At 74.5% G+C, this 4,976-nt stretch carries 4 protein-coding genes and 1 pseudogene; all 5 read left to right on the top strand.

What is annotated here, in order from left to right:
- The first annotated feature begins 220 nt into the window (after positions 1 to 220).
- Positions 221 to 1,459 (top strand): styrene monooxygenase/indole monooxygenase family protein, encoded by a 1,239-nt coding sequence (locus tag KS423_RS38290; RefSeq protein ID WP_224284349.1) that lies wholly within the window; start codon positions 221 to 223, stop codon positions 1,457 to 1,459.
- Between the two features lie 132 nt (positions 1,460 to 1,591).
- A complete protein-coding gene (locus tag KS423_RS38285) occupies positions 1,592 to 2,137 on the top strand; it encodes a hypothetical protein (RefSeq protein ID WP_224284348.1) in 546 nt (181 codons plus the stop codon).
- 90 nt (positions 2,138 to 2,227) lie between these two features.
- A complete protein-coding gene (locus KS423_RS38280; RefSeq protein WP_224284347.1) occupies positions 2,228 to 3,139 on the top strand; it encodes a squalene/phytoene synthase family protein in 912 nt (303 codons plus the stop codon).
- Between the two features lie 195 nt (positions 3,140 to 3,334).
- Complete coding sequence (locus KS423_RS38275; protein ID WP_224284346.1) at positions 3,335 to 3,502, top strand: SflA family class IV lanthipeptide; 168 nt, start codon at positions 3,335 to 3,337, stop codon at positions 3,500 to 3,502.
- Between the two features lie 44 nt (positions 3,503 to 3,546).
- Positions 3,547 to 4,976, top strand: a pseudogene (locus KS423_RS38270) (serine/threonine protein kinase); the annotation flags it as partial.

The raw sequence follows: 4,976 nt of genomic DNA, 5'->3' as shown, positions 1-4,976 counted from the left end.
AGTGACGGCCGGAGCGGGCGCGGCGAGCAGGGCCGGCAGGTGCAGTACCGCCGCAGTGCGTCGGGCGACCGGCTGCCGGCGGGCGGGCCCGGGGGGGCAACCGGGGTGGCGGGCACCGGCACCGCCCGTGGACGGGCGCCCCGATGACTGGTAGGCAGACCGGTGGCGGCCGGGCCGTCCTGGTCGCCGTCCGGGACGTACCACCAGGAGAGCAGGGGCGATGCGCAGAATTCTGATCGTCGGCGCCGGGCAGGCCGGACTCCAACTGGCCCTGGGGCTGCAGGCCCACGGATACGACGTGACGGTGCTGACCGACCGCGGCCCGGAGGAGGTGCGCTGCGGGCGGGTGCTGTCCAGCCAGTGCATGTTCGACTCCGCGCTGCGCACCGAGCGCGCCCTCGGCCTGGACCTGTGGGCTGACCGGGCGCCCCGGATCGAGGGCCTCGGGGTGTCGATCGCCGGGCCGGAGTCGGAGCGGGCGATCGACTGGGTCGGGCGGCTGGGCGCCTACGCGCAGTCCGTCGACCAGCGGCTGAAGATGTCCACGTGGCTGGAGCTGTTCGCGGAGCGCGGCGGCCGGGTCGAGCTGCGCCAGGTGACCGCGACCGATCTGCAGTACCTGGCCGGCTCGTACGACCTGGTGCTGGTCGCCTCCGGAAAGGGCGCGCTGGCCTCGCTGTTCGAGCGCGACCACGAGCGCTCCCCGTACGAGCGGCCGCAGCGCGCACTGGCCGTCAGCTATGTGCACGGGCTCGGGCCGCGCCCCGAGCACGACTTCCCGGCGGTCCGCTGCAACCTGGTGCCGGGCGTCGGCGAGCTCTTCCTGGTGCCGGCGCTGACCGAGGCCGGGCCCTGTGACGCCCTGGTCTGGGAGGCCCGGCCCGGCGGTCCGGCGGACGCCTTCGACGGGATCCGCGATCCGGCCGAACATTTGCGGGTGACGCTGGAGTTGATGAAGACATTCACTCCTTGGGAGTACGAACGCACCCGGTCCGGCGTCGAACTCACCGACGCCGGTGCGACACTGGCCGGGCGCTTCACCCCGGGGGTGCGCCGCCCGATCGGCGAACTGCCCGGCGGTGGCACGGTGCTGGGCGTCGCGGACGTGGTCGTCCTCAACGACCCGATCGCCGGTCAGGGCTCCAACAACGCCGCCAAGTGCGCCGCCGGCTACCTGGAAGCGATCCTCGCCCACGGTGACAAGCCCTTCGACCGCGCCTTCCAGCAGGCGGCCTTCGACGGGTTCTGGCGGACCGCCACCCCCTCCACCGCCTGGAGCAACGCACTGCTCGGCCCACCGCCCCCGCACGTCCTCGAACTCCTCGCCGCCGGGGGTGCACTGCCCGCCGTGGCCCACCGGTTCGCCAACGCCTTCGACGATCCGGCGGACCTGGAGGAGTGGTACTTCGATCCGGCCAGGGCGGCCGCCTACCTCGCTTCGGTCACGGCGGATAACTGAACGGTCAAGCTCTTCCCAAGTCCCGTACAAGCGCGCATCGTTGATGGTGGGTTCTTCTCGCCCCCGGATGAGGGGGACGCCGGGCCCGGAGTGCGGGCCGGGCGAACGGCGCGGACGAACGGGAGAAGAGCAGTGGCGGTCGACGGGGGCAACATGGCCCAGGCTGTGATCGACACGGCGTACAACGAGCGCAAGCGGCTGCACACCGGCCGCAGCCGGACCGTCGCCGTGGTCGTGTTCGGCCTGTTGATCGCGCTCGGCTTCTTCCTGGCGCTCGTGGTCGGCAAGTCGGACCCGGACACCCCGCCGACCTGCGACGGCAAGACCATGACCCGGCACAGCGAGTGCCGGATCTGGTCCAGCCGCGGCGGCGGGGGCACCTACTCCTACGACGAGATGATCGACCGTCGGGAGTCCTCGAACGGGGTGTGGCGAGCGGTCGGCTTCGGCGGCGCGGGCGTGGCCGCCGTCCTGATGGTCGTCTCGATCGCCAAGCTCAACCCGAACCGCCCCTGGGGCAAGCCGGTCAGCGCCGCCTGCCCGCGCTGCCGGGAGCTCAACCTGCGGGAGAAGTACACCATGCACAGCGTCACCCGGGGCCGCACCACCTACCGCTACAGCGGCATCGTCACCCTCTGCACCCCGGCCTGCGGCTTCTCCGCGATCCGCCAGCGCTGACGCGCGGCGCGGCGGCCCGGGCCCGAATAGGTCCTCCCGCTCCCACCGGCTACGCTCGGTCCCCGTCGAACGAACGATGGGGTGGACCGAGTGGGCAGGTGGGAGCGGGCGCTGGACGCGGCCGGCGTGCGGGAGGCCGGCCTGCGGGCCGACTACGGCCGGCAGCGGCAGCAGATGGCCCGGTACCGGCGGGAGGCCGCGCTCGCCACCGAACTGCTGCTGCCCGCCCGGATGGTCCCGCACGTGATCGCGGCCGCCGCCTTCATGCACCGCACCGACACCCTGCTCGACAGCGGCCCGCTCGCCGAACGCCGGGCGGCGTCCGCCCGCTGGCAGCAGCAGGTCGCCGACAGCCTCGCCGCCGGCCGTACCGACGACCCCGAGCTGCGTCCCCTGCTGCACAGCGTCGACGCCCACCCCGTCCTGCGGGACCGGGTACTGGAATTCCTCGCCGCGACCGGAGCCGACCTGGACTTCACCGGGTTCGCCACCGAGGAGGACCACCAGGCCTACGTCGACGGGTACTCGCTGCCCGGCTTCATGGTGGTCGCCGCCCTGCTCGGCCCGGACGGCGACCAGAGCGACTACCGCGCCGCCTGCCGCACCTTCATCGACGGCAGCCAGCGGCTCGACTTCGTCAACGACCTCGCCGAGGACCTCGCGGACGGTCGGCTGACCATCCCCGAGCAGGCCCTCAAGGAGCACGGCGTCACCCGCGCCGACCTGGAGCAGGCCCGCGACCTGCCGGCCGTCCGGGCCCTGCTCGGCGCCGTGCTCGACCGGGCCGACCGCAGCCTCGCCGAGGGCAGGGCCGTCGTCGACCGGGTGCCGCCCGCCCACCGGCCGATGGTCCGCTGCATCGTCGGCGTGGAGGAGCTCACCAGCGCTGCGGCCCGTGCCGACCTCGGCGCCCTGCTGCGTCGCTCGGCGAGCCCGGCCAAGCCCGCCGCGCTGCGCCTGCTGGCCCGCGAGTACCTCCGGGCCCGCCGCCCGCGCGGCTGACCCGCCCGAGGTGTGTCGATCCGGTGTGTGCCGCCCAGGTGAGGGTGGGCGGAGCCGGCGTCCACAAACGGAACCTCCCTTTGTCGTAGCCGATCCGGCAGCTCTGTCAGCTCCCTGTCCCGGGTCGGGCGGTCTGGCTAGCATGAGCCCGCTCAGCGCGTAGGACCCAAGGACCCGAATCACTGGGAGGACCACATGAGTGCACTGGTGACCGACATCCGCGACGCCGGCCCGCTGGAGATCGACGAGGACGCCATCGTCTTCGAGGACGAGTTCGACGCGGACCTCGCGCCCGCCGCCTGCCTCGCCGACCCGTGGGTGACGTACGTCCCGACCCGCTTCCCCTGTGAGTTCAACTCCTGATCCACCCGGATCGAACGGACGGCGGACCGGGGAAGGACGGAACCATGAGCGCACCGCCCGACCCCGGCTCCGCCGAGGCCCTTCGATCGGAGACCCTGCGAGAACAACTCCGCTGCCGGGTCGAGGAACTGGCGGCCCGGGCACCCGGCCCGCACCGCCCGCTGCGCACCGACGGCCAGTGGTGGTACCTCCGGGACCCCCGGATGCCGGAGCTCGCCCACGGCTGGAAGCTGCACCTGTCCGCCCGCCCGGAGGGCTTCGAAGCGCTGCTGGACACGGCGCTCCCGATCCTGTTCGGCCGGGTCTGCGACGTGAAGTTCGCGGTGAGCGCGGTGGCGCTGTGGGAGCTCAACAGCGGCCGGCACGGCGCGGCCGCCGTGGGCAAGGCCGTCACGGTCTACCCCCGGCCGGAGGAAGTCCGTGCCCTGGGGCTGGAGTTGGCGCAGGCACTGGCCGGCTGGGAAGGCCCCACCGTGGTGAGCGACCGGCCCGTCCGGCCGGACGCCCCGGTGCACTACCGCTACGGGCCGTTCCGGGTCACCGACGACGAGGCGCGGGCCGGCATGACCGGCCCGGACGGCTCGCTGTTCCCCGGCCTGGCCGAGGCCCGCTACCGCCGGCCGCCCTGGGCGGGCGATCCGTTCGAGGCGCCCGGCGCCCCCGCCGGCCGGGCGACCACCCGGGTCGGTGCCGGCCGCTACCGGATCACCGCCGGCATCACCCGCGCGCCGAGCGGCCACGTCTACCGCGCGGTCGAACTCGCCACCGGGCGCGAGGTGGTGGTCAAGCAGGCCCGGGCCTTCGTCGCCGAGGACGGTGCGGGAACCGACGCGCGCGGCCGGCTGCGGCACGAGCACCGGGTGCTCGACGCGCTGGCCGGGGTGCCCGGCGTGCCCGCGCTGGTCGACTACTTCCGGCACGGCACCGACGAGTACCTGGTCAGCACCGCCTGCGGGCGGATCGACCTGCGCCGGGAGGTCCTCACCTCCGGCCCGTACGGCGCCGACGCCGGCGCCGAGGGCGGGCGGGACTGGTGGACGCTGGCACGCCGACTGCTGCGGGTGCTGGACGCGGTGCACGCGCGCGACGTGGTGCTCTGCGACCTCAAGCCCGCGAACGTGGTGCTCGACCGGGACGGCCGGCCCGCCGTGGTCGACTTCGGCGTGAGTGCCCTGGCCGGCGACCGCCCGCCGGGCGCCACCGCCGGGTACGGCCTGCCGGGCGCCACCGGGGAGGACCCCACCGAGGACCACTACGCGCTGGGCGCCACCCTGCACCACGCCCTCACCGGCCTCGACCCGGTGGTGATCGACCCGGACCCGGCGACCAACCGCGACCGCACCCTGGCCTGCCTGCGCGCCGCCCTCCCGGAGCCCGGGCACCCGGCGGCGGAGCTGGTCGCGGGCCTGTTGAGCTTCGACCCCGCCCGGCGCGCCGCCGCCGCGGCGAGGCTGCGGGAGGGGGTCGTGCCGGG

The sequence above is a fragment of the Streptomyces sp. LS1784 genome (genome assembly GCF_020103755.1).
Classification (GTDB): Bacteria; Actinomycetota; Actinomycetes; order Streptomycetales; family Streptomycetaceae; genus Kitasatospora.
This window is presented reverse-complemented; position numbering and strand designations above follow the sequence as displayed.